This is a genomic window from Pseudomonas synxantha BG33R (genome assembly GCF_000263715.2).
GTDB classification, from domain to species: domain Bacteria; phylum Pseudomonadota; class Gammaproteobacteria; order Pseudomonadales; family Pseudomonadaceae; genus Aquipseudomonas; species Aquipseudomonas synxantha_A.
The window spans coordinates 3,060,688-3,081,487 of the sequence record NZ_CM001514.1 but is presented as its reverse complement, the minus strand read 5'-3'; the positions used below and the strand labels follow the sequence as shown (position 1 = coordinate 3,081,487).

The window sequence follows — 20,800 nt, the reverse complement described above, 5'->3', positions numbered from 1 at the left end:
TCAACGAGAGATCAAAATGAAACGACTACATGGCGCCATTGTGTTTCTTGCACTGCTTGGTATCACCATGAATGTGAAAGCAGCTCAATGCCGTGTGAACGGCGGGCCGTGGATACAAATAGACATCGGCGGAACCCTGAATTTGCAGGTCCCGGTAGACGTACGCCTAGGCTCGGATGCCACCCGCATTCTTCTTGAGGGGGCGAACCTGGAATGCCGATTCACGCCTTACCCCGGTTTCCCGCCTCATCTCACGGACTACTGGTCAACCGGTGTACAAGCCGGTGCCCCCTGGACGCCTGGGCCAAAGTTCGTCAACCAGGGTACGGGCCTACGGATAAACGGGACATTCCAGAACACCCCGGTCCCCTATGGTATTCGTGTGTCAACAATGCCCAATAACAGCCTGGGAGTTCCGATCAACGTAACCCCGTATATTTTGATACGCAACAATCCGACAAACCCTATCGACATTCGAATCGGAGACACCCTAGGGGTCTTGCGTCTCTACCAGACAAACAATTACAACGCCTACGGTACGGCGCTCGCACTGACTTATACCGCTGCCAACAACTTCTCCATCTCACCGTCAACCTGCACCATCAACAATAACAACCCGATCGAGATCAACTTTGGTGACGTCAATCAGCGGGCGATCGGCAGCGACCCCCTCACGAGCGCCATCCGCGTCAACCGCAGGCTCACCTATTCCTGCCCGGATGGCGGCATTACCACGCCCATCACCATTACCTACAAAGGGATACCGTCGTCGTTCGATAATCGGCTCCTGATGATGACCAATCCGAACGTGGGTACTGCCCTTGTACGAGGCGGATCCGCAGTGCCAGTCAATGGCTCGTTCCTGACCCGGATTACCAACAGCGTGGGCGGCGATGACGTGACGTTTTCCCTGGCTCGGCGCGCGGGATCCCTCCCCACCCCCGGGGCCACAAGCGGCAGCGGAGTGCTCGTGATGGGAGTGCCATGACACAGGTGCGAGGCTGAGGCACTCTGGAGTGAGCAGTCGAAGATCTTGTATCTGGGACTGCGCACCAGGTGGCAGTTCGCTATAATCCGCGCCAACGCCCCACGACAGTGTCAGCGCCCTCCACTTCTTCTCGATGATGACTTCTATGAACAAAATCCTGGCACTGACCGCAGTACTGGCACTGGCCGGTTGCACCACCACTTCAGACACCCTGCTGAAAAATGGCGAGCAAGGCTTGACCATCGACTGCTCGGGCGAGGCCAACTCATGGGCCAGTTGCTACGAGAAAGCCGACGCCTCCTGTGCCGGCACCGGTTACCGCATCGTCGGCACCAATGGCACCCCAGCCCTCAAGGAAAGCGACAAGACCCTGGGCCAGGACGTGGGCAACTTTAAAGGTCGCAGTGTGGTGGTCGTGTGCAAGTAAGCCGTTGCGCTATAGATGCACTTCGGCGAACTTGATCCCAAGGCCACGCAATATTTCAATCAGGTCATCCAGCCGCGGGAATGACTCGACCTCATCCTGATCGTCTACCAGGAAGTAGCTGCGACCGCCGCTTTTCTTGAAGAACACGATCCACTCGCCCAAGTCGGCGGGGTTCTGGATGACATGGGTCGCTGCAATCTGACCTTCGGCGTGGCGGGCTTTGACGATTTCTCGTTTCATAACAGGCTTTCCAGAAAGAACAAATGCCGCTCAATCCCAAGATTGGAGCGGCATCTTTGTAGTGAATGCCCGGCAGTTTAACGGATGCCCTGCCCTGGATGCATACCGCGCCTGCGCGGTGTTGGACTTTTTATCGGGTTCGTAGCTCAGGATGAGCCTCGGCCTCAGCCGGAAATGCACTCTTCCCCGGCTTTCTTCACGTCGCCCGGCCGGATCGGCACGTTGGACATGCTTTCATAGAGCTTGATGCTGCTACCACTGGAGCGGTCTTCGATTTCGAAGATCGCAGAAGGGTCCGCCGAAAACTTCTGCGGCACGATGACCTGGATACCGTCTTTATGGGGTTCGATCTGCGGCGGCCGACGGGTCGCCTCCAGTTTGCGCACAACACACGCCGCATATTCCTGCGGTTTCTTCCCTGAGATGACCACCAACGTTGGCGGGGTCTGCTTGATATCTGCAACCGAAGCACACCCAGCGATTGCCAAGGCCAGCACCAACACACTCCACTTCATACTAAAACCTCCGATAAAGACCCTACGACAGCGGGGATGGTAAATTTCTCCCAGCAACGTAGGATTTATCTCTGATAACACGGTAAATAACTGTTTTTAATTGTCGAAGTCGTCGACGACGGCCCGATAATAAACGCGCTGGGGCTGATAAACTCCATCTTAACCTACGTATCGTTCTGATTTTTCAGAAAAGCCCTTCTGGAGACACCCGCATGAAATTCATTCACCAGCGTGAGCACCTCAACGAGGGAGACATTGTCGTTATCGAATGTTCACAGACCTGCAACATCCGCTTGATGAGCGATGCGAACTTTCGCAGCTTCAAAAATGGCGGACGCCATACCTACCACGGCGGTGCATTCGATAAATTCCCGGCCAAGATCACTGCACCCAGCACCGGCTTCTGGAACATCACCCTTGATGTGGTCACCCGTCGCGCCATCAGCGTGACCCGCAAGCCAGCGCTGTCCCACAAGATCCGCATCGTTCGTCGCACCAGCACCAAGCTGAGCTGAACCAGCAACTGACAGGAAAAAAGCAGTGACCCATACGACCAAATACGTCATCAAGTACAAGCTCAACGGCGAACGCCGCTTCGAATTTGCCCAGTTGACCGCCAACAGCGTCGAAGAAGCCAAGCAAGCCCTGGCGAAAATTCACGATGCCAGCGACATAATTACCGACATCACCGTGAGCAAGGCGCTGTAAGTCATGCCGGGCCCTACTGCCGATTTGTTCGCCGATGCTGCCCTGCAACAACCTGCCGGGCGCGAGCAGATCGGTGAAGAATCCTACGTTCTAAGGGGCTATGCCCTGCCCTGGATTGAGCGGTTGCTACCTGAGTTGCGGCGCGTGCTGGCCCAGTCCCCCTTTCGGCAAATGGTCACGCCCGGTGGCTTTACCATGTCGGCAGCGCTGAGCAGTTGCGGCGCACTGGGCTGGACCACCGATACCCGCGGCTACCGCTACAGCCCACTCGACCCGCGCAACCAGCAACCCTGGCCGGCCATGCCGGATGCGTTGCGCCAACTGGCCATGGCGGCGGCAACCGAGGCCGGCTTCCGCGACTTTCTGCCTGACGCCTGCCTGATCAACCGTTACGTGCCAGGGGCAAAGATGTCCCTGCACCAGGACAAGAACGAGCGCAGCTACAGCGCGCCGGTGGTCTCGGTGTCCCTTGGCCTGCCGGCGATTTTCCTGTTCGGCGGCCATGAGCGCAGTGACAAAACGCAAAAAGTCTCGCTGTTCCATGGCGATGTGGTGGTGTGGGGCGGGGTTGATCGCCTGCGCTTTCATGGGGTGATGCCGATCAAGGCCGGCGAGCATCCGGTCATGGGCGCGCAACGCATCAACCTGACCTTTCGCACCGCCGGCTAATTTGACCGCAAGCTTCGGAGTTTTACCGGTGGGCGACCCGCTTAATCTGCCCCTGAACCGTCTGGAGTGCAGGCCATGAACAACGAACACGATCCGCGCTGGGCCGCCATCATTGCCCGCGATGCCAAGGCAGATGCCCTGTTTGTCTATGGCGTGAAAACCACGGGCGTATATTGCCGCCCCAGCAGTGCTTCGCGTTTGCCACGCCCTGAGAATATCGAGTTCTTCGACACACCGGCCCAGGCCGAAGCCGCGGGTTATCGTGCCAGCAAACGCGCTGCGGGCGATCAGACGCAACTGGCGGCTTACCATGCGCAGTTAGTCGCCGACGCCTGCCGGCTGATCGAACAGGCTGAAACGCCCCCGAGCCTGGATGTACTGGCAGGCCAGGCCGGGTTGAGCCCGTTCCACTTCCATCGTGTGTTCAAAGCCGGCACCGGCTTGACCCCCAAGCGCTACGCCAGCGCCCTGCGCTCACGCAAGGTCCGCGATGGCCTCAAGGGGCAGCAGTCGGTGACAGACGCCCTGTATGACGCAGGCTTTAACGCCAACAGCCGTTTTTATGAAGCGGCTGACCAGCTACTCGGCATGAAACCCAAGGACTACAAAGGCGGAGGCGTCAATAACACCATTCGCTTTGCCGTCGGCCAATGCTCGCTGGGCGCAATTCTGGTGGCGCAGAGTCAGCGTGGCGTGTGTGCAATTTTGCTCGGGGATGATCCGGATAAGCTGGTGCACGATCTACAAGATCAGTTTCCCAAGGCCGAGTTGGTTGGCGCGGATCAGGATTTCGAACAACTGGTCGCCCAGGTGGTGGGCTTTGTCGAAGCCCCTGCCCTGGGCCTGGATCTGCCTCTGGACCTGCGCGGCACTGCCTTTCAGGAACGGGTATGGCAGGCATTGCGCGAAATCCCGGTAGGAAGTACCGCCAGCTATGCCCAGATAGCCGAGCACATCGGCGCGCCCACCGCCTTTCGCGCCGTGGCCCAGGCCTGTGGTGCCAACCACCTGGCGGTGGCGATTCCCTGTCATCGTGTGGTGCGCAGCAATGGTGAGCTTTCGGGGTACCGCTGGGGGGTGGAACGCAAACGTGAGTTGCTGAAGCGCGAAACCCCGCCTTCATAAAACGCCCTACTCGTCCAGTGAATAAAACAGAGTGGCCCGGCGCCAACGGCCCTGCTAAAACAGCGAAATGCCCTACTAACGCTGGAGACGCATCCCATGAGCACCTGGCCAGACCCCCGTATTCTCGACCTGCTGGGCATCGACGTGCCGATCATCCAGGCGCCAATGGCCGGCGCGACGACCACCGCCATGGTCATCGCTGCCCAACGCGCCGGGGCGCTGGGTTCCATGCCTGCCGCAGCGCTGAGTATCGAGCAACTGCGTGAAGCGGTCACGGTCATCCGCCAGGCCAGTACACGGCCGTTGAATCTGAACTTCTTCTGCCATCAGCCGCCTGTAGCTGATGAAGAGCGTGACCGCCATTGGAAGGATGTGCTGCAACCCTACTATCACGAACTTGGTGCCGATTTTGATGCGCCCACCCCCGTGTCCAATCGCGCACCGTTCGACGACGCGGCGTGCCAGTTGGTGGAACAACTGCGCCCGGAAGTCGTGAGCTTTCATTTTGGCCTGCCGGAACAGTCCTTGCTCGATCGGGTAAAAGCCACGGGCGCCAAAGTGCTGTCCTCGGCTACCACCGTTGAGGAAGCGATCTGGCTGGAAAAACACGGCTGCGACGCAATTATTGCCATGGGCATTGAAGCCGGTGGGCACCGTGGCCTATTCCTCAGCGATGACCTGAACAGCCAGATCGGGTTGATGGCACTGGTGCCGCAAATGGTCGACGCGGTCAGCGTGCCGGTGATTGCCGCAGGCGGCATCGGTGATGCGCGTGGCATCGTCGCGGCCCTTGCCCTGGGCGCCTCGGCAGTCCAGATCGGCACGGCGTACCTGTTCACGCCCGAAGCCAGCATCACCGCCTCTCACCACCACGCGCTGCGCCATGCCCTGGCCAGTGAGACGGCACTGACCAACCTCTTCACCGGCCGCCCGGCGCGGGGCATCGTCAACCGCGTGATGCGGGAGCTCGGCCCGATCAACCCGAGCGCCCCGGCATTCCCCAAAGCCGGTGGTGCGTTAATGCCGCTCAAGGCCAAGGATGAAGCAGGTTTCAGCAACCTGTGGGCGGGCCAGGCACTGGGGCTTGGCAAAGACCTGTCCACTTATGACCTGACGCGTCAATTGTCCGAGCAGGCGTTGACCCGACTCGCGCGCCACTGACATCAGCGGCAACTTTGCACTGTACCGGCAATGGCCAACCGCTATATATTCCCATACATAGCGGTAGAGCCTTCTACCTGAACGCCCCGTACAGCCCAAGGAGTCGCTTCACGATGAACCGTATCTCGCGCCTGGCCCCCCTGCTTGCCGTGTTCGTGCTGGGTTCGGCCCATGCCGATGAAGTACAGGTGGCCGTGGCCGCCAACTTCACCGCGCCGATCCAGGCAATTGCCGTCGACTTCGAGAAAGACACTGGCCATAAACTGGTCGCGGCTTACGGTGCTACCGGGCAGTTCTACACCCAGATCAAGAACGGCGCGCCGTTCGAGGTGTTCCTCAGCGCCGATGACACTACCCCGCAGAAGCTCGAAAGCGAAGGCCAGACGGTCAAGGGGTCGCGCTTTACCTACGCGGTCGGCACCCTTGCGCTGTGGTCGGCAACAGCAGGCTACGTGGACGCCAAAGGTGAAGTGCTCAAGCACAATCAATTCAAGCACCTGTCCATCGCCAACCCCAAAGCCGCGCCCTACGGGCTGGCGGCCACCCAGGTGCTGGCCAAGCAAGGCTTGACCGAGCAGGTCAAGGACAAGCTCGTCGAGGGCCAGAACATCACCCAGGCCTATCAGTTCGTATCCACCGGGAATGCCGAGCTGGGCTTTGTCGCCTTGTCGCAGATCTATAAAGACGGCAAAGTCACCAGCGGTTCGGCGTGGATTGTTCCGACATCGATGCATGACCCGATCAAACAGGACGCCGTGATCCTCAACAAAGGCAAGGACAGCGCCGCTGCCAAGGCGCTGGTTGAGTACCTGAAAGGCCCGAAAGCCGCTGCCATTATCAAATCCTACGGCTACGAGCTGTAAATGCCCCTGTCGAGTGCTGATTTTTCCGCGATCTGGTTGACCATCAAACTGGCGTCACTGACGACTGTGATCCTGTTGATCATCGGCACTCCGATAGCCCTGTGGCTGTCGCGCACCACCTCATGGTGGCGCGGCCCCGTCGGTGCAGTGGTCGCATTACCGTTGGTGCTGCCGCCAACGGTCATCGGTTTCTACTTGCTGTTGACCATGGGCCCCAACGGTTACTTCGGCCAGTTCACCCAATGGCTGGGCCTGGGCACGCTTACATTCAGTTTCGCCGGGCTGGTGATCGGCTCGGTGATCTATTCCATGCCGTTCGTGGTGCAGCCGTTGCAGAACGCCTTTTCCGCCATCGGCACACGCCCATTGGAAGTAGCCGCGACCTTGCGCGCCAATCCGTGGGACACGTTTTTTACAGTGATCCTGCCCCTGGCACGCCCGGGTTTTATCACCGCGTCAATCCTCGGCTTTGCCCATACCGTCGGCGAGTTCGGCGTGGTGTTGATGATCGGCGGCAATATCCCGGACAAGACCCGAGTAGTCTCGGTGCAAATATACGACCACGTCGAAGCCATGGAATATGCCCAGGCCCATTGGTTGGCCGGCGCCATGGTGGTGTTCGCGTTCCTCGTATTGCTGGCGCTCTATTCCAGCCGTAAAACCAGGATGGGCTGGAGCTGATCGCGATGATTGATATACGTCTGAACTTGAAATATTCCGCCTTCGCGCTGGACGTGGACCTGCAATTGCCGGGGCGTGGGGTGACCGCGTTATATGGGCAGTCCGGCTCCGGCAAGACCACTTGCCTGCGGTGTATAGCCGGTTTGGAGCGCGCCGAGGAGGGTTTTGTACAGATCAATGATGAGGTCTGGCAAGACAGCCGCAACGGGCTGTTCGTACCACCGCATAAACGCGCCTTGGGGTATGTATTCCAAGAGGCAAGCCTGTTTGCTCACCTGTCGGTGCGCGCCAATCTGGAATTCGGTCTCAAGCGTATTCCACGCCCGCAACGGCGTGTGGACATGGCTCAGGCCACCGAGCTGTTGGGCATCGGGCACTTGCTTGAGCGTCACCCGCAACACTTGTCCGGCGGCGAGCGCCAGCGCATCGGCATCGCCCGCGCCTTGCTCACCAGCCCCAAGTTGTTATTGATGGATGAACCGCTGGCGGCCTTGGACAGCCAGCGCAAAAGCGAAATATTGCCCTACCTGGAACGCCTGCACGACGAGCTGGATATCCCGGTGCTCTACGTCAGCCATGCCCAGGACGAAGTCGCCCGGCTGGCCGACCATATCGTCCTGCTCAGCGACGGCAAGGCCCTGGCCAGCGGCCCCATCGGCGAAACCCTGGCGCGTCTCGATTTGCCCCTGGCCCTGGGCGACGATGCCGGCGTGGTGATCGCCGGCAGCGTCATTGCCTACGACGCGCACTATCAGTTGCTCACCCTGCAACTGCCTGACTGCCGATTGCAGATTCGCGTGGCCCATGCGCCGGTGGCGGTGGGTAAACCGTTGCGGGTCAAGATCCAGGCACGGGATGTGAGCCTCAACCTGCAAGCGGACGAACACAGCAGCATCCTCAATCGTTTGCCCGTAACGGTCATCCAGGACATGGGGGCGGATAACAGCGCCCATGTTCTGGTACGCCTGGATGCCGGCGGCACACCATTGCTGGCACGTATCACACGTTTCTCCCGCGACCAGCTGCAACTGCATCCGGGCCAGGTGCTGTGGGCGCAAATCAAGGCGGTGGCGGTGCTGGCTTAAGCAATTGGCACGACCGCAAAACGCTGCGGTCAATCAGACATACCGGCCTGATTTGTTGCCAAGGAACCCGCACCATGCCCGACTCTTCGTTGCCCGCCGACCTGCCCCGTGACCTGCATTATGTGGATGACACCCAGCCTGGAATCCGCCGTAAAAAGCTGCGGGGCAAGTTTCAATACCTGGACGCAAAAGGCCAGCGCATTACCGATGCTGATGAAATCAAACGTCTGAACGCGCTGGCGGTACCGCCCGCCTACACCGATGTGTGGATCTGCGCCGACCCGCGCGGCCATCTGCAAGCCACCGGCCGCGACGCCCGTGGCCGTAAGCAATACCGTTACCACCCACGCTGGCGCGAAGTGCGTGACAGCGACAAGTATTCGCGGTTGCAGGCATTCGGCAGCGCCTTGCCAAAATTGCGCAAACAGCTGGAAGCCCAAATCGCCGAGCCCGGCTTTACCCGCGAAAAGGTGCTGGCCACGGTGGTGACGTTGCTGGACGCCACGCTGATCCGCGTCGGCAATACCCAATACGCCCGCGAGAATAAATCCTACGGCCTGACCACCCTGCGCAATCGCCACGTGGACATCAAGGGCAGCGAAATCCAGTTTCAGTTTCGCGGCAAAAGCGGTGTCGAGCACCAAGTGAGCGTCAAGGACCGACGCCTGGCCCGCGTGGTCAAGCGCTGCATGGAATTGCCCGGGCAGAACCTGTTCCAGTACCTGGACGAAGACGGTGAACGCCACACCGTCAGTTCCCATGACGTCAACGCTTACCTGCACGAACTCACCGGCGAAGACTTCACCGCCAAGGACTACCGCACCTGGGCGGGCACGGCGATGGCATTGGCGGTGTTGCGCGAGTTGGCGTGGCAGCCGGAGTCAGACGCCAAGCGGCACGTGGTAGGAATGGTCAAGGACGTGGCCAGGCAGTTGGGCAACACGCCCGCCGTGTGCCGCAAGTGCTACATCCACCCCGCGGTGCTTGAGCATTTCAGCCTCGGTGAACTGTCGAAACTGCCCAAGCCACGAGTGCGCAAGGGTCTGAAAGCCGAGGAAGTCGCCCTGGCGATGTTCCTGGAGAAGCTGGCCGAAGACTTGCCGCACAAAGCCAAGGTGGGGTAGCCTTTGCGCCCCTTCTGATTTACGGGACGAGCGCCGACGTGAACAACTAAGCCTTCCAGAATGTATCCGCAACGAGCCGCCTGGCGCGCTTGTTGGCCTGTTCGACATTTTTTTGGAGGTGCTGATGACTGACGTCAACCGGCTGCCCGTTCTTGTTTCCCTGCAACATGTGTCTTTCCAGTTCGCCAATGGCGAAACCTTGCTGGAGGACGTGAACCTGTCCATTGATTGCACCCACACCGGCATCGTCGGGCGCAATGGCCGTGGCAAAAGTATCCTGGCGAAGTTGATGGCCGGCATCCTGCAACCGTCTTCAGGCACATTGAAAAGACCACTCAGCCTGATCTATGTGCCCCAGGCGTTGACGATTCAAGCGGGAGAAACTGTCGCCCATATCACTGGCACCGCCCCTGCGCTGGCCGCCCTGGAGCGTATGGCGCGCGGCGACGGCCGCCTGGGCGATCTGGAACTGATCGATGATCGCTGGGACCTCGCAGAGCGCCTGCGCCTGGCATTGGATGCCGCAGGCTTGCCAACACTTGCCACCGACACTCAAGCCGACCGACTCAGCGGCGGCCAACTGGCCAGGGTCGCGCTGATCGGAGCGCTGTTGGCGGCGCCGCAGTTGTTGATTCTGGACGAACCCAGCAACCACCTCGACAGCGCCGGGCGCGAGTGGCTGTTGCGAGAACTGGCTGATTGGCGCGGCGGCCTGGTGGTGGTCAGTCATGACCGCCAATTACTCGACACCATGGCGCGCATCATCGAATTATCGCCCCTTGGCGTTCAGGTGTATGGCGGCAACTACGCTGCCTATCGACAGCAACGCGATACCCAACAGCACGCCGCTATCGCCGCATGGGAACATGCGCGCCAGGAACGTAGCCGTGAGCGTCGGCGCTTGCAAAAAGACCATGACAACCTCCAGCGTCATGCTGCGCGCTCACGCAAGCAGGCCGAGACCGCCAACGTCGACCGTTTTACCAAAGCCCGCTGGAAAAGCGCTGCCAAGGAAGTCGTCAGCACGGTGCGCAGTGCCCACCACGATCACAAACAGCAACTCGACGCCCAGGTACGCCAAGCCTACGCGCGCGTAGTGGATGAGACGCCGACCCTGCTCGCCTTGCCAGGCTCGGCAGTACCCAACGGCCGGCAGGTCCTGACGCTGGAACATGCGCAATTGCCCTGGCTCGACCCCAAGGCGTCGGGCACCTACCTGACGATCAGCCTGTCGGGGGCCGCACGCGTTGCCGTACGCGGGCCGAACGGTTGCGGTAAATCCACCCTGCTCAAATTACTTGCAGGCCAGTGGCAGGCGGTCAGTGGCGAGTGCACAGTGGCGGTGCCCAGCGCTTATATCGATCAGCAGCTGGCGTTGCTGGATGACCGGTGCAGCATTGTCGAGCAGCTCAACCTGCTCGACACGCCGTTGGCCGAAGCCGAACTGCGCACGCGCCTGGCGCTGCTGCAGCTGGATGCTTCGCGGGTCACGCGGCCGACCGGGCAACTCAGCGGTGGCGAGCGCTTGAAAGCCGCCATGGCCGTTGCCTTGTGGCGTGATACACCGGCGCAATTGTTGCTCCTGGATGAACCCACCAACCACTTGGACCTGGAGTCGGTGCTTGCCTTTGAGCAGGCCTTGAAGGGATTTACCGGCGCGATGCTGGCCGTGTCACACGACCCTGCATTCTTGCAGGCGATCGAGCCGACTCATCATCTGACCTGGCACCCCACAGGCTGGCAACTGGAACGTGCCTGAGGTCATTGCGCATACACGCAAAGCGTCCTACGGTAGTGGCCGAATAATCTCATCGTGGAAACCAGCCCCATGCTGCCTTCGTCCCGCAAGCCTTACACCAATGCCACGCTCGCCCATCGCCAGCGCTGGCGTGGCCGCGTGGGCTTGATGCTGGTGGCCTGCCTGTCAGTGCTGGCGGGCATGACCGATGCCATTGGCTTTATGGCCAGCGGCGATTTCGTCTCGTTCATGAGCGGCAACACCACGCGCCTGGCGGTGGCCATCAGCGCGGGTGACCTGGGGCTCACCGGGCGTCTGGTGTTGCTGGTTGCCACCTTTGTGGTCGGTAATGCCTTGGGTGTAGTGGTCAGCCGTTTCAGCAAGCGCCACGCACTGCCGTTGTTGCTGTGCATCGGCGCCTTGCTCTGCGGCGCGGCGCTGTTGCCGGCAACCGACACCTTGCCCGCGTTGCTCGCGGCAATTATTGCCATGGGCATGCTCAACGCGGCGGTCGAAGAAGTGAACGGATTACCCGTGGGGCTCACTTACGTCACCGGGGCGCTCTCACGCTTTGGTCGCGGGCTGGGGCGCTGGGTAATGGGCGAGCGTCGCAATGGTTGGCGCGTGCAATTGATTCCGTGGGCCGGAATGTTTGTCGGTGCCGTGATCGGCGCACTGCTGGAGCAGCAAATGGGACTGCGCGCACTGTGGGTCAGTGGTGCATTGGCGGGGTTATTGGGGCTGGCGACATTGATGATTCCGCGGCGCTGGCACTTGGGTTTTATGCCGCGTTGAGGTTGAACAAAGAGGTGCTCGCTCGACGTTTAAGCCTCGACATCCGTGTACCGGTAAAGAGCCATCACGTCGAGCGAGCGATTGAATCATAAGGCAATGCCCGGCGGCTGTCCCGCCAGGCGTTTCGGAATCGGGTTAAGGCAAGGTATTACAGACAAGTGGCAAGCGCTGCCAGGCGACGTTTGGCTGGCATGTTGTCCTCCACGGCATAGTATTTGACGGTAGAACCCGCTCCTGTGCTTTGTATGTCAACAAAGTAGTCGCCGGCCGTGGTGTAGACGGTGTAGCCACCTGCCTCGGTGGGCTCTTTGAAACCGCCGGCATCAACGCCGAACACGCGCTCATCCTGCCAGCCGAACTGAATGCACTGGGCGACCACCAGGGTGGCCTTGTCCGATGCCAGGGTTTTATAGGGGCTGCCTGCACGCGCCTCTTTCATCTTCGAGCCCGCGCAACCGGCCAGTGCGGCCAGTACCAATGCACCGATTACCATCTTGAACATGCCTGTGCTTCCTTGGAAAAACCGTGACTCTACCACTGTGCCGCGGCCAACTGACGCGCCCATGAACTTTGTTTCACTGTGACGGGCCAACCCGCCGTCTATAGTGGCCAAGCTCATTTTTTGGAAGTCTCCCTTCTGCCCGCCCTCCCGCGGGCTTTTTTTTGCCCTGGCGTCAGAACCACCAGCGAAACAGATAGAACAGCGCCATGCTCAACAGCACAGTGATCAGCACACTGCGCGTCCAGAACATCAAGGCCACGGCGCAGATACCTGCGAGCAAGTAAGGGTTGCTCGGGCTCAGGTTGAGCCGATGATCTGCCAGGAAAATAATCGGCCCGCAGATCGCCGTAAGCATCCCCGGCACGGCAAAGCCCAGGAACTCACGGGCGCCACGATTAAGCCTCACCGGCAAACGTGGCTCGATAAACAGGTAGCGGTTGAAAAACACCACAAGGCCCATGGCCACAATCATCAGGTAAATCATCGCTGCCCAACTCCCAATCGCTTGCAGGCAAAACCTGCGCTCATCCCCAGTACACCCGAAACCACCACCGCCGACTCCCAGTGCAAATAACTCAACCACACCGAACACAGCAGCGAGACCGCGACGCACACCACGGTCGGCACATCGCGCACCACCGGAGTGATCAGGGCGATAAAGGTTGCGGCAATGGAAAACTCCAGCCCCAACTGATCAAGGCCCGGAATGCTTTTGCCCAACACAATGCCGGCCAGGGTGAACAGGTTCCAGATGATGTAAAACGTCAGGCCGACGCCCAATGCGTACCAGCGATTGAAGGTCTGGCGGTCATAGTGGTTGACCAGGGCAAAGAATTCATCGGTCAGCAGGAAACCCAGGCTCATGCGCCACCGGACATTGAGCGACGACAACGTGGGACGCATGTGCATGCCATAGAGCAGATGCTGGGAGGTCAGTAACAAAGTGGTGAGTACGATGGATATCAGGCTGGCACCGCTCTTGACCATGCCGATGGCCACCAACTGCGCCGCACCGGCAAACACGATGGCAGACAAGCCTTGGGCTTGCAGCGGGGTAAATTGCGCATCGATGGCCATGGAGCCGGCGAGCAACCCCCACGGGGCGCAGGCAAGAGACAAGGGAATAACGGCGATGGCGCCGCGAGTGAAGGCGTAATGAGGTAATGCAGTGGGCATGGAAACGGCTCATCGACGGACAGTCGACAAGCATGCCAGTGCAATCAGGGGCTTGTCTTGAACGATCTTGCTCAGGCGAGCCTCACCGAAACCTGCTCCACCGAATCCCGCGCTTCACGCAGTTCGTACGCGTCCTGGTTCAGCCGGTGGATGGTGTTGAGCAGGCGCTGGCGCAGCACTTCGTCACCGAGTTTTTCCACGGCGCGCATCAGGTCGAACGCCGCGGTTTCGTTATTTTCCGCGACGGAATCCAGGGTCTTGCGCAGGTTGCGAGTGGCACGGGTCACGCGGGTTCTTCCTTCATGAGCAATGAGCAGGCACTGTAAGACCTTTGTGTTTCATTTTAATTTCAAACAGTTGTGGCTGTTTCACGGGCATTTGATCCATATCAACTGAAACCGGATTTGACCGAAACATATGGAAATACGTATATTCGAATAACCATATATGGATACCCTGATCATGTCGGATCTCCTCTCTCCTCCCAGCCTGTTCAAGTGCCTGGCTGATGCCACCCGCGCTCGGATGACCCTATTGATCCTGCGCGAAGGCGAACTTTGCGTATGCGAACTGATCCATGCCTTGGACGATAGCCAGCCGAAGATATCCCGTCATCTGGCGCAACTGCGCAGTTGCGGGCTGCTGCTGGACCGCCGTCAAGGGCAATGGATCTACTACCGCATCAACCCGGCACTGCCCGCCTGGGTCACACAGGTGCTGGACACCACCCTGCAAGCCAACCAGCCATGGTTGCAGAACGACGCGCTGCGTCTGGATGCAATGGGCGACAGACCACAACGGGCCAGCACCTGCTGCTAAGCCATCGGAGCGTTTATTCATGCTTGTCGCAATTGCGATTTTCCTCGTCACCATCGTACTGGTCATCTGGCAGCCCAAGGGCCTTGGCGTGGGTTGGAGTGCCAGCCTGGGCGCAATGCTGGCCCTGGGTTGCGGGGTGATCAGCCTGGCGGACATCCCGGTGGTGTGGCACATCATCTGGAATGCCACCGGTACCTTCGTCGCGCTGATCATCATCAGCCTGTTGCTGGACGAAGCCGGCTTCTTTGCCTGGACCGCCCTGCATGTGGCGCGTTGGGGCCGTGGCCGCGGACGGCGGTTGTTTGCCTATATGGTGCTGCTCGGTGCGCTGGTGTCGGCGCTGTTCGCCAATGACGGTGCGGCGTTGATTCTCACGCCCATCGTGATGTCGATGCTGCTGGCCCTGCGTTTTTCACCGGCGGCGACCCTGGCATTCGTCATGGGCGCCGGGTTTATCGCCGATACGGCGAGCCTGCCATTGGTGGTGTCGAACCTGGTAAACATCGTCTCGGCGGACTACTTCAAGATCGGCTTCAACGAATATGCCGCCGTGATGGTGCCGGTGAACCTGGTCAGTGTGGCCGCAACCCTGGCAGTGCTGTTGTGGTTTTTTCGCCGGGACATTCCCCAGACCTACGACCCGGCCGACCTGGAAGAGCCCGCCAGTGCCATCCATGACCCCGCGACGTTCCGCGCCGGTTGGTGGGTACTGGGTATTCTGCTCATCGGCTGTTTCGCCCTGGAACCGCTGGGCATTCCCATCAGTGCGATTTCCGCCGTCTGCGCCGTACTGCTGCTGGTGATTGCCGCCAAGGGCCACAAGATTTCCACACGTAAAGTCCTCAAGGAAGCGCCCTGGCAGATCGTGATCTTTTCCCTGGGCATGTACCTGGTGGTGTATGGGCTGCGTAACGCCGGCCTGACCGACTACCTGGCGACCTGGCTCGACACTTTCGCCACCTATGGTGTGTGGGGCGCGGCTATGGGCACCGGGGTGCTGACGGCACTGCTCTCATCGGCGATGAATAACCTGCCGACGGTGCTGATCGGCGCACTCTCCATCGAGTCCAGCCATGCTGTGGGCGTGGTCAAGGACGCAATGATCTACGCCAATGTGATCGGCAGCGACCTGGGCCCAAAAATCACCCCCATAGGCAGTTTGGCCACCTTGCTGTGGCTGCATATCCTGGCACGCAAAGGCATCACTATCACTTGGGGTTACTACTTCAAGGTCGGGATCGTGCTGACTTTGCCGGTGCTGTTGATCACCCTCGCTGCCCTCGCCTTGCGCCTGAGCGTTTAAAGGAGCCTGCAATGAAAGTGCTGTTCATGTGTACCGCCAACAGTTGCCGTAGCATCTTGTCCGAAGCGATGTTCAATCACATGGCGCCTGAGGGCTTCGAAGCGATCAGCTCCGGTAGTTTCCCCAAGGGCCAGGTTTTGCCCCGCAGCCTGAGCACGCTGCAGGCAGCCGGCATCAGCACCGAAGGTTTGTACAGCAAGGGCAATGACGCCTTTGAAGTCAGCCCGCCGGATGTGGTCATCACGGTGTGCGATAAAGCAGCCGGTGAAGCGTGCCCGGTGTATTTCGGCCCGGCGCTGAAGGCGCATTGGGGCTTGGCAGACCCTTCCGAGGTGCAGGGTGATGAGGCGCAAGTAGACACTGCATTCAAGGCCACCCTCGACATTATCGCCGCACGCTGCGAAGCGTTTTTTGCGCTGCCCTTTGCACATTTATCGCCGGATGAATTGAAGGCTGAACTTGAGCGTATAGCCTCAATGTGGGAGGGGGCTTGCTCCCGATAGCGGAGGGTCAGCTACAGATGAGCTGACTGACACACTGCTATCGGGGGCAAGCCCCCTCCCACATTTGGATCGTGGACCATTCAAATCTGCATGGTTTCTTAACCCTGCGCTGACGTATGCTTTCGCACTTTCTCGAAAGGACACGGGCATGCTGTCGATCTTTGTCTATGCGCTGGTATTCGGTTTTGTGTTTTGCCTGTCTCCTGGCGCGGTGCTGGCAGAGACTTTGCGTCGCGGCTTGCTCCATGGTTTCACACCGGCCCTGATGGTGCAGTTTGGTTCCCTCGTAGGCGATGCCGTCTGGGCGGTGATCGGCCTCACCGGTATCGCACTGCTGATTCAGCATGATGCGGTGCGAGTGCCACTGACGATCGTCTGTGCGCTGTACCTGGCCTGGCTGGGCATCCGCAGCCTGATTGATGCCTGGCAGTTACCCGCAACCGACAACGTCCCTGCCAGCTCAGGCAAAAATGCGTTGGCCGTAGGCGCGGCGATCTCTCTGGCCAACCCGAAGAATATTGTCTACTGGGGCGCCCTGGGCAGCGCCCTGTCGGGCATCGTCGGCGCAACCCCCAGCCAGGGGCAGACCCTGACGTTTTTTGCCGGATTCATGCTGGCGTCGGTGCTCTCGTGTTTTCTCACCGCCGCGTTGGTGAATCTGCTGCGCAAGAACGCATCACCGACCTGGCAACGCGTGAGTTATGCAGCGTGCGGTTTAGTATTGATCTATCTGGCGATACTCGCCGCGCAAGGTATATAAAGTTATCTGGCCAGTAACTTGAACATGCCTCTTGTCTGAACAAACTCTGAACGCGGACTAATTTAGTTAATCATGCGTTGACATTCTGTAACGCTCTGAGTAGATTGCCCGTGCCCGCAACTGGGGCCTTTTTTAAACCTCACAAAAGAAGCCAATGGACACAGTATCTAGTCGCTGTCCGAGCACCGCCTCTGCGGGCATCGGGCGCCAAACCCAGAATATGACAGGACTCGCCTTCCAGGTCCGGTAAGCTGCGCTAGAGCTTGATGCTCCACCGTAACTGCCTCACCGGTCGCGTGTCCGGTCCCGAGGTGTGTTATGACCTTCCAACTCATTGCTTTACCCGATGTACCTACACTGGCCGCAGCCTTGCGCGCCAAGCTGTGCCGCGAGCCCGTGGGCTTCATGCCAACCCGCCCGGCCTTTGCTGCACCCTCCTCCCAAGTACGCCCGGTACCGCCGCTGGCGCACTGGCGTATCTGCCCTGACAGCGGCCAACTGGTGCAGCACTGGGATCACGCCGACCCTCAAGACCCACAGAGACCCAAGGTTTCCCGCCTGGCGCAAGCCAGCTTGATGCTCGGTCTTTACGTGAGCGCTCGCGCCGCCTGACCTGGCTGGAAACAACAACTTTCTTATTGATGCCCTGGAGTTCTTTATGAACAAGTCCAGTAGGAGCCCGCTGCGCGCAAGTTAATTAATGCGCTGTTAGCGGGCATTGTAGAAGTTACCTGAACACTTTATTTAAACCGATCGCGAAGTCCGCGGCTCGGCATGCTTTCGCTCGCCTGTATGCAGGTAAGTACCGGGTATGTTTTGTCGAGAATTGGCGACAGGAGTACAGACAATGAGCGCCGTAAAAAACACGCCTCTGCACAAGAAAAATGGCACCGCTGCCGACACCAAGCTGTCGATGCGCGCCGCCCGTGAAGCCCAGAATGGGCTGGCGGCCACCCTCGCCAATGTACGAGCCACCCAGGACGGTCTGACCGAACTGGACGCCTCGGCCCGCCTGCAACGGGAAGGCTATAACGAAGTCGCCCATGACAAGCCGCCACACGCCATCGTCCAGTTCCTGCAGGCACTGAACAACCCGTTCATCTACGTGCTGTTGACCCTGGCCGGCATCAGCTTTGTCACCGACTATTGGTTGCCACTGCAGGCAGGTGAAGAAGTCGATCTGACCAAAGTCATCATCATCATGACCATGGTGTTGCTCAGCAGCCTGCTGCGCTTCTGGCAGGAACACCGTTCGGCCAAATCCGCCGAGGCCCTGAAGGCGATGGTACGCACTACCGCCACCGTGCTACGTCGCGAACAGGTCGGCGCCCAGCCCACCTTGCGCGAAGTGCCGATGCGCGATCTGGTGGCCGGCGATATCGTGCAGTTGTCGGCAGGCGACATGATCCCCGCCGACATCCGCCTGATCGAGTCCCGCGACCTGTTTATCAGCCAGGCCGTGCTGACCGGTGAAGCCTTGCCGGTGGAGAAGTACGACACCCTGGGCGATGTCACGCAAAAATCCGCCTCCAACCTCGCCGCCGACCAAGGCAATCTACTGGACCTGCCGAACATCTGCTTCATGGGCACCAACGTGGTGAGCGGCCGCGCCAAGGCGGTGGTGGTGGCTACCGGACCGCGCACTTACTTCGGCTCCCTGGCCAAGGCGATTGTCGGCTCGCGGGTGCAAACCGCCTTCGACCGTGGCGTGAACAGTGTCAGTTGGCTGCTGATCCGCTTCATGTTGGTGATGGTGCCGATCGTGTTCTTCCTCAATGGCTTCTCCAAGGGGGACTGGGGCGATGCCTTCCTGTTTGCCCTGGCGGTGGCCGTCGGCCTGACCCCGGAAATGCTGCCGATGATCGTCAGTGCCAACCTGGCCAAAGGCGCTACAGCCATGGCCAAGCGCAAAGTGGTGGTCAAGCGCCTCAACGCGATCCAGAACTTCGGTTCAATGGATGTGCTGTGCACCGACAAGACCGGCACCCTGACCCAGGACAAGATCATCCTTGAGCATCACGTCAACGCCTTCGGCCAGCGCGACGACGCGGTGCTGTCCCTGGCCTGGCTCAACAGCTTTCACCAGAGCGGCATGAAGAACCTGATGGACCAGGCCGTGGTGCAGTTCTCGGCGCAAAACCCCAAGTTCCAGATGCCATTTGCCTACAGCAAGGTCGATGAATTGCCCTTCGACTTTGTACGCCGTCGCCTGTCGATCGTGGTCAAGGATGCCGCCGATGACCAGTTGCTGGTGTGCAAAGGGGCCGTGGAAGAGATGCTGAGCATCTCGACCCACACCCTGGAAGACGGCGCCGCCGTGCCTCTGGACGATCGCCGTCGCGAGGCACTGCTGGCGATTGCCAACGACTACAACGAAGACGGTTTCCGGGTACTGGTGGTCGCAACCCGCCATATCCCCAAGGCATTGGCGCGTCAGCAATACACCACTGCCGATGAACGCAACCTGGTGATCCAGGGCTTCCTGACCTTCCTCGACCCGCCGAAGGAAACCGCGGGCCCGGCAATTGCCGCGCTGCAACAGATTGGCGTGGCGGTCAAAGTGTTGACCGGCGACAACGCGGTGGTCACCAGCAAGATCTGCCGCCAGGTTGGCCTCGAACCCGGCCAGCCGCTGCTGGGCGTGGAAATCGAAGCCATGGACGACGCCACCCTGCTGCGCCGCGTGGAAGAACGCACGGTGTTCGCCAAGCTGACGCCACTGCAAAAATCCCGTGTGCTCAAGGCGCTGCAAGCCAACGGCCATACGGTGGGCTTTCTCGGCGACGGCATCAACGATGCACCGGCGCTACGGGATGCCGACGTGGGTATTTCGGTGGACAGCGGCACGGATATCGCCAAGGAGTCGGCCGACATCATCCTGCTGGAAAAGAGCTTGATGGTGCTGGAAGAAGGCGTGCTCAAGGGCCGCGAAACCTTCGGCAATATCATGAAGTACCTGAACATGACCGCCAGCTCCAACTTCGGCAACGTGTTCTCGGTGCTGGTAGCCAGTGCGTTCATTCCGTTCATGCCGATGCTGGCGATCCACCTGTTGCTGCAGAACCTGATGTACGACATCTCCCAACTGGCTCTGCCGTGGGACAAGATGGACAAGGAATACCTCGCCAAACCGCGCAAGTGGGATGCGAAAAACATCGGCCGCTTCATGATCTGGATCGGGCCGACCTCATCAATCTTCGACATCACCACCTTTGCCCTGATGTGGTACGTGTTCTCGGCCAACAATGTGGAAATGCAGACGCTGTTCCAATCAGGTTGGTTTATCGAAGGGCTGCTCTCGCAAACCCTGGTGGTGCATATGCTGCGCACCCGCAAGATTCCGTTCTTCCAGAGCACGGCCGCCTGGCCGGTGTTGATGATGACCTGCATCGTGATCGCCCTGGGCATCTACGTGCCGTTCTCGCCGCTGGGCACCCTGGTGGGTCTGCAACCGCTGCCGATGGCGTACTTCCCATGGTTGGTAGGCACCCTGCTGGCTTACTGCTGCGTCGCTCAACTGATGAAAACGATCTACATCCGCCGCTTCAAGCAGTGGTACTGATCCCCCGCCATTCAAACGGTGGTGGTCGCCCGGCCGCCGCCGTGCAATACAAGGAT

The 20,800-nt window shown here is 59.8% G+C and carries 25 protein-coding genes; 19 read left to right on the top strand and 6 right to left on the bottom strand.

Annotated features, from left to right (window positions below):
• Positions 1–16 precede the first annotated feature (16 nt).
• Both PSEBG33_RS13715 and PSEBG33_RS13720 read left to right on the top strand, forming a co-directional pair.
• On the top strand, positions 17–988 hold the full coding sequence (locus PSEBG33_RS13715) for a fimbrial protein (RefSeq protein ID WP_005788202.1): 972 nt from the start codon (positions 17–19) through the stop codon (positions 986–988).
• Between the two features lie 145 nt (positions 989–1,133).
• Entirely contained in the window at positions 1,134–1,415 is a 282-nt protein-coding gene (locus PSEBG33_RS13720) for a hypothetical protein (RefSeq protein WP_005788201.1), read from the top strand.
• Between the two features lie 9 nt (positions 1,416–1,424).
• Here the strand turns inward: PSEBG33_RS13720 and PSEBG33_RS13725 are convergent, their stop codons facing one another.
• Together PSEBG33_RS13725 and PSEBG33_RS13730 are read right to left on the bottom strand one after the other, a co-directional pair.
• Positions 1,425–1,655, bottom strand: a complete 231-nt coding sequence (locus PSEBG33_RS13725; RefSeq protein WP_005788199.1) for a hypothetical protein — start codon at positions 1,653–1,655, stop codon at positions 1,425–1,427.
• A gap of 164 nt (positions 1,656–1,819) precedes the next feature.
• Complete coding sequence (locus PSEBG33_RS13730; protein ID WP_005788197.1) at positions 1,820–2,170, bottom strand: hypothetical protein; 351 nt, start codon at positions 2,168–2,170, stop codon at positions 1,820–1,822.
• A gap of 212 nt (positions 2,171–2,382) precedes the next feature.
• Here PSEBG33_RS13730 and PSEBG33_RS13735 point away from each other — a divergent pair, with 212 nt between their 5' ends.
• The 11 genes from PSEBG33_RS13735 (at position 2,383) to PSEBG33_RS13780 (ending at position 12,119) form a co-directional block, all read left to right on the top strand.
• On the top strand, positions 2,383–2,685 hold the full coding sequence (locus PSEBG33_RS13735) for a DUF1883 domain-containing protein (RefSeq protein WP_003173824.1): 303 nt from the start codon (positions 2,383–2,385) through the stop codon (positions 2,683–2,685).
• A gap of 25 nt (positions 2,686–2,710) precedes the next feature.
• Positions 2,711–2,878: a hypothetical protein gene (locus tag PSEBG33_RS29555; RefSeq protein ID WP_005788194.1), complete on the top strand. Its 168-nt coding sequence runs from the start codon at positions 2,711–2,713 to the stop codon at positions 2,876–2,878.
• 3 nt (positions 2,879–2,881) lie between these two features.
• Positions 2,882–3,547 carry a DNA oxidative demethylase AlkB gene (gene alkB / locus PSEBG33_RS13740; protein WP_005788193.1) on the top strand — a complete coding sequence of 222 codons (666 nt, stop codon included), beginning with the start codon at positions 2,882–2,884 and terminating at the stop codon, positions 3,545–3,547.
• Positions 3,548–3,622: 75 nt separating this feature from the next.
• Positions 3,623–4,672, top strand: a complete 1,050-nt coding sequence (ada, locus tag PSEBG33_RS13745) for a bifunctional DNA-binding transcriptional regulator/O6-methylguanine-DNA methyltransferase Ada (RefSeq protein ID WP_005788191.1) — start codon at positions 3,623–3,625, stop codon at positions 4,670–4,672.
• Positions 4,673–4,768: 96 nt separating this feature from the next.
• Entirely contained in the window at positions 4,769–5,833 is a 1,065-nt protein-coding gene (locus tag PSEBG33_RS13750) for an NAD(P)H-dependent flavin oxidoreductase (protein ID WP_005788189.1), read from the top strand.
• Between the two features lie 113 nt (positions 5,834–5,946).
• Entirely contained in the window at positions 5,947–6,696 is a 750-nt protein-coding gene (gene modA / locus PSEBG33_RS13755) for a molybdate ABC transporter substrate-binding protein (RefSeq protein WP_005788188.1), read from the top strand.
• Positions 6,697–7,377 (top strand): molybdate ABC transporter permease subunit, encoded by a 681-nt coding sequence (gene modB, locus PSEBG33_RS13760; RefSeq protein WP_005788186.1) that lies wholly within the window; start codon positions 6,697–6,699, stop codon positions 7,375–7,377.
• Between the two features lie 5 nt (positions 7,378–7,382).
• Positions 7,383–8,462, top strand: a complete 1,080-nt coding sequence (gene modC / locus PSEBG33_RS13765) for a molybdenum ABC transporter ATP-binding protein (protein ID WP_005788184.1) — start codon at positions 7,383–7,385, stop codon at positions 8,460–8,462.
• Positions 8,463–8,536: 74 nt separating this feature from the next.
• On the top strand, positions 8,537–9,586 hold the full coding sequence (locus PSEBG33_RS13770; RefSeq protein ID WP_005788182.1) for a DNA topoisomerase IB: 1,050 nt from the start codon (positions 8,537–8,539) through the stop codon (positions 9,584–9,586).
• A 124-nt stretch (positions 9,587–9,710) separates the two neighbouring features.
• Positions 9,711–11,345, top strand: coding sequence for an ABC-F family ATP-binding cassette domain-containing protein (locus tag PSEBG33_RS13775; RefSeq protein ID WP_005788180.1), 1,635 nt, complete (start codon positions 9,711–9,713; stop codon positions 11,343–11,345).
• 69 nt (positions 11,346–11,414) lie between these two features.
• Positions 11,415–12,119, top strand: a complete 705-nt coding sequence (locus tag PSEBG33_RS13780; protein ID WP_005788178.1) for a YoaK family protein — start codon at positions 11,415–11,417, stop codon at positions 12,117–12,119.
• 148 nt (positions 12,120–12,267) lie between these two features.
• Here the strand turns inward: PSEBG33_RS13780 and PSEBG33_RS13785 are convergent, their stop codons facing one another.
• The 4 genes from PSEBG33_RS13785 to PSEBG33_RS13800 form a co-directional block, all read right to left on the bottom strand.
• Complete coding sequence (locus tag PSEBG33_RS13785; protein WP_005788175.1) at positions 12,268–12,621, bottom strand: hypothetical protein; 354 nt, start codon at positions 12,619–12,621, stop codon at positions 12,268–12,270.
• 172 nt (positions 12,622–12,793) lie between these two features.
• Complete coding sequence (locus tag PSEBG33_RS13790) at positions 12,794–13,105, bottom strand: AzlD domain-containing protein (RefSeq protein WP_005788173.1); 312 nt, start codon at positions 13,103–13,105, stop codon at positions 12,794–12,796.
• Complete coding sequence (locus PSEBG33_RS13795) at positions 13,102–13,797, bottom strand: AzlC family ABC transporter permease (protein WP_005788171.1); 696 nt, start codon at positions 13,795–13,797, stop codon at positions 13,102–13,104. Before PSEBG33_RS13795 ends, PSEBG33_RS13790 begins: the two co-directional genes overlap by 4 nt.
• 71 nt (positions 13,798–13,868) lie before the next feature.
• Entirely contained in the window at positions 13,869–14,084 is a 216-nt protein-coding gene (locus PSEBG33_RS13800; RefSeq protein ID WP_005788169.1) for a hypothetical protein, read from the bottom strand.
• A gap of 175 nt (positions 14,085–14,259) precedes the next feature.
• Between PSEBG33_RS13800 and PSEBG33_RS13805 the strand changes: the two genes are divergently transcribed.
• The 6 genes from PSEBG33_RS13805 to mgtA all read left to right on the top strand — a co-directional run bounded on the left by PSEBG33_RS13805 (position 14,260) and on the right by mgtA (position 20,744).
• Positions 14,260–14,616 carry a metalloregulator ArsR/SmtB family transcription factor gene (locus PSEBG33_RS13805; protein WP_005788167.1) on the top strand — a complete coding sequence of 119 codons (357 nt, stop codon included), beginning with the start codon at positions 14,260–14,262 and terminating at the stop codon, positions 14,614–14,616.
• 19 nt (positions 14,617–14,635) lie between these two features.
• Positions 14,636–15,919, top strand: a complete 1,284-nt coding sequence (locus tag PSEBG33_RS13810; RefSeq protein WP_005788165.1) for an arsenic transporter — start codon at positions 14,636–14,638, stop codon at positions 15,917–15,919.
• A gap of 11 nt (positions 15,920–15,930) precedes the next feature.
• Complete coding sequence (locus PSEBG33_RS13815) at positions 15,931–16,422, top strand: arsenate reductase ArsC (RefSeq protein ID WP_005788163.1); 492 nt, start codon at positions 15,931–15,933, stop codon at positions 16,420–16,422.
• A gap of 148 nt (positions 16,423–16,570) precedes the next feature.
• Entirely contained in the window at positions 16,571–17,182 is a 612-nt protein-coding gene (locus PSEBG33_RS13820; protein WP_005788161.1) for a LysE family transporter, read from the top strand.
• Positions 17,183–17,500: 318 nt separating this feature from the next.
• Positions 17,501–17,794: a hypothetical protein gene (locus PSEBG33_RS13825; RefSeq protein ID WP_005788159.1), complete on the top strand. Its 294-nt coding sequence runs from the start codon at positions 17,501–17,503 to the stop codon at positions 17,792–17,794.
• A 235-nt stretch (positions 17,795–18,029) separates the two neighbouring features.
• A complete protein-coding gene (gene mgtA, locus PSEBG33_RS13830; protein WP_005788157.1) occupies positions 18,030–20,744 on the top strand; it encodes a magnesium-translocating P-type ATPase in 2,715 nt (904 codons plus the stop codon).
• Positions 20,745–20,800 lie beyond the last annotated feature (56 nt).

Coding starts and splice junctions, on each gene's coding strand:
- PSEBG33_RS13715 (WP_005788202.1), top strand. CDS start 17: ATGAAACGACTACATGGCGCCATTGTGTTTCTTGCACTGCTTGGTATC.
- PSEBG33_RS13720 (WP_005788201.1), top strand. CDS start 1,134: ATGAACAAAATCCTGGCACTGACCGCAGTACTGGCACTGGCCGGTTGC.
- PSEBG33_RS13725 (WP_005788199.1), bottom strand. CDS start 1,655: ATGAAACGAGAAATCGTCAAAGCCCGCCACGCCGAAGGTCAGATTGCA.
- PSEBG33_RS13730 (WP_005788197.1), bottom strand. CDS start 2,170: ATGAAGTGGAGTGTGTTGGTGCTGGCCTTGGCAATCGCTGGGTGTGCT.
- PSEBG33_RS13735 (WP_003173824.1), top strand. CDS start 2,383: ATGAAATTCATTCACCAGCGTGAGCACCTCAACGAGGGAGACATTGTC.
- alkB (WP_005788193.1), top strand. CDS start 2,882: ATGCCGGGCCCTACTGCCGATTTGTTCGCCGATGCTGCCCTGCAACAA.
- ada (WP_005788191.1), top strand. CDS start 3,623: ATGAACAACGAACACGATCCGCGCTGGGCCGCCATCATTGCCCGCGAT.
- PSEBG33_RS13750 (WP_005788189.1), top strand. CDS start 4,769: ATGAGCACCTGGCCAGACCCCCGTATTCTCGACCTGCTGGGCATCGAC.
- modA (WP_005788188.1), top strand. CDS start 5,947: ATGAACCGTATCTCGCGCCTGGCCCCCCTGCTTGCCGTGTTCGTGCTG.
- modB (WP_005788186.1), top strand. CDS start 6,697: ATGCCCCTGTCGAGTGCTGATTTTTCCGCGATCTGGTTGACCATCAAA.
- modC (WP_005788184.1), top strand. CDS start 7,383: ATGATTGATATACGTCTGAACTTGAAATATTCCGCCTTCGCGCTGGAC.
- PSEBG33_RS13770 (WP_005788182.1), top strand. CDS start 8,537: ATGCCCGACTCTTCGTTGCCCGCCGACCTGCCCCGTGACCTGCATTAT.
- PSEBG33_RS13775 (WP_005788180.1), top strand. CDS start 9,711: ATGACTGACGTCAACCGGCTGCCCGTTCTTGTTTCCCTGCAACATGTG.
- PSEBG33_RS13780 (WP_005788178.1), top strand. CDS start 11,415: ATGCTGCCTTCGTCCCGCAAGCCTTACACCAATGCCACGCTCGCCCAT.
- PSEBG33_RS13785 (WP_005788175.1), bottom strand. CDS start 12,621: ATGTTCAAGATGGTAATCGGTGCATTGGTACTGGCCGCACTGGCCGGT.
- PSEBG33_RS13790 (WP_005788173.1), bottom strand. CDS start 13,105: ATGATTTACCTGATGATTGTGGCCATGGGCCTTGTGGTGTTTTTCAAC.
- PSEBG33_RS13795 (WP_005788171.1), bottom strand. CDS start 13,797: ATGCCCACTGCATTACCTCATTACGCCTTCACTCGCGGCGCCATCGCC.
- PSEBG33_RS13805 (WP_005788167.1), top strand. CDS start 14,260: ATGTCGGATCTCCTCTCTCCTCCCAGCCTGTTCAAGTGCCTGGCTGAT.
- PSEBG33_RS13810 (WP_005788165.1), top strand. CDS start 14,636: ATGCTTGTCGCAATTGCGATTTTCCTCGTCACCATCGTACTGGTCATC.
- PSEBG33_RS13815 (WP_005788163.1), top strand. CDS start 15,931: ATGAAAGTGCTGTTCATGTGTACCGCCAACAGTTGCCGTAGCATCTTG.
- PSEBG33_RS13820 (WP_005788161.1), top strand. CDS start 16,571: ATGCTGTCGATCTTTGTCTATGCGCTGGTATTCGGTTTTGTGTTTTGC.
- PSEBG33_RS13825 (WP_005788159.1), top strand. CDS start 17,501: ATGACCTTCCAACTCATTGCTTTACCCGATGTACCTACACTGGCCGCA.
- mgtA (WP_005788157.1), top strand. CDS start 18,030: ATGAGCGCCGTAAAAAACACGCCTCTGCACAAGAAAAATGGCACCGCT.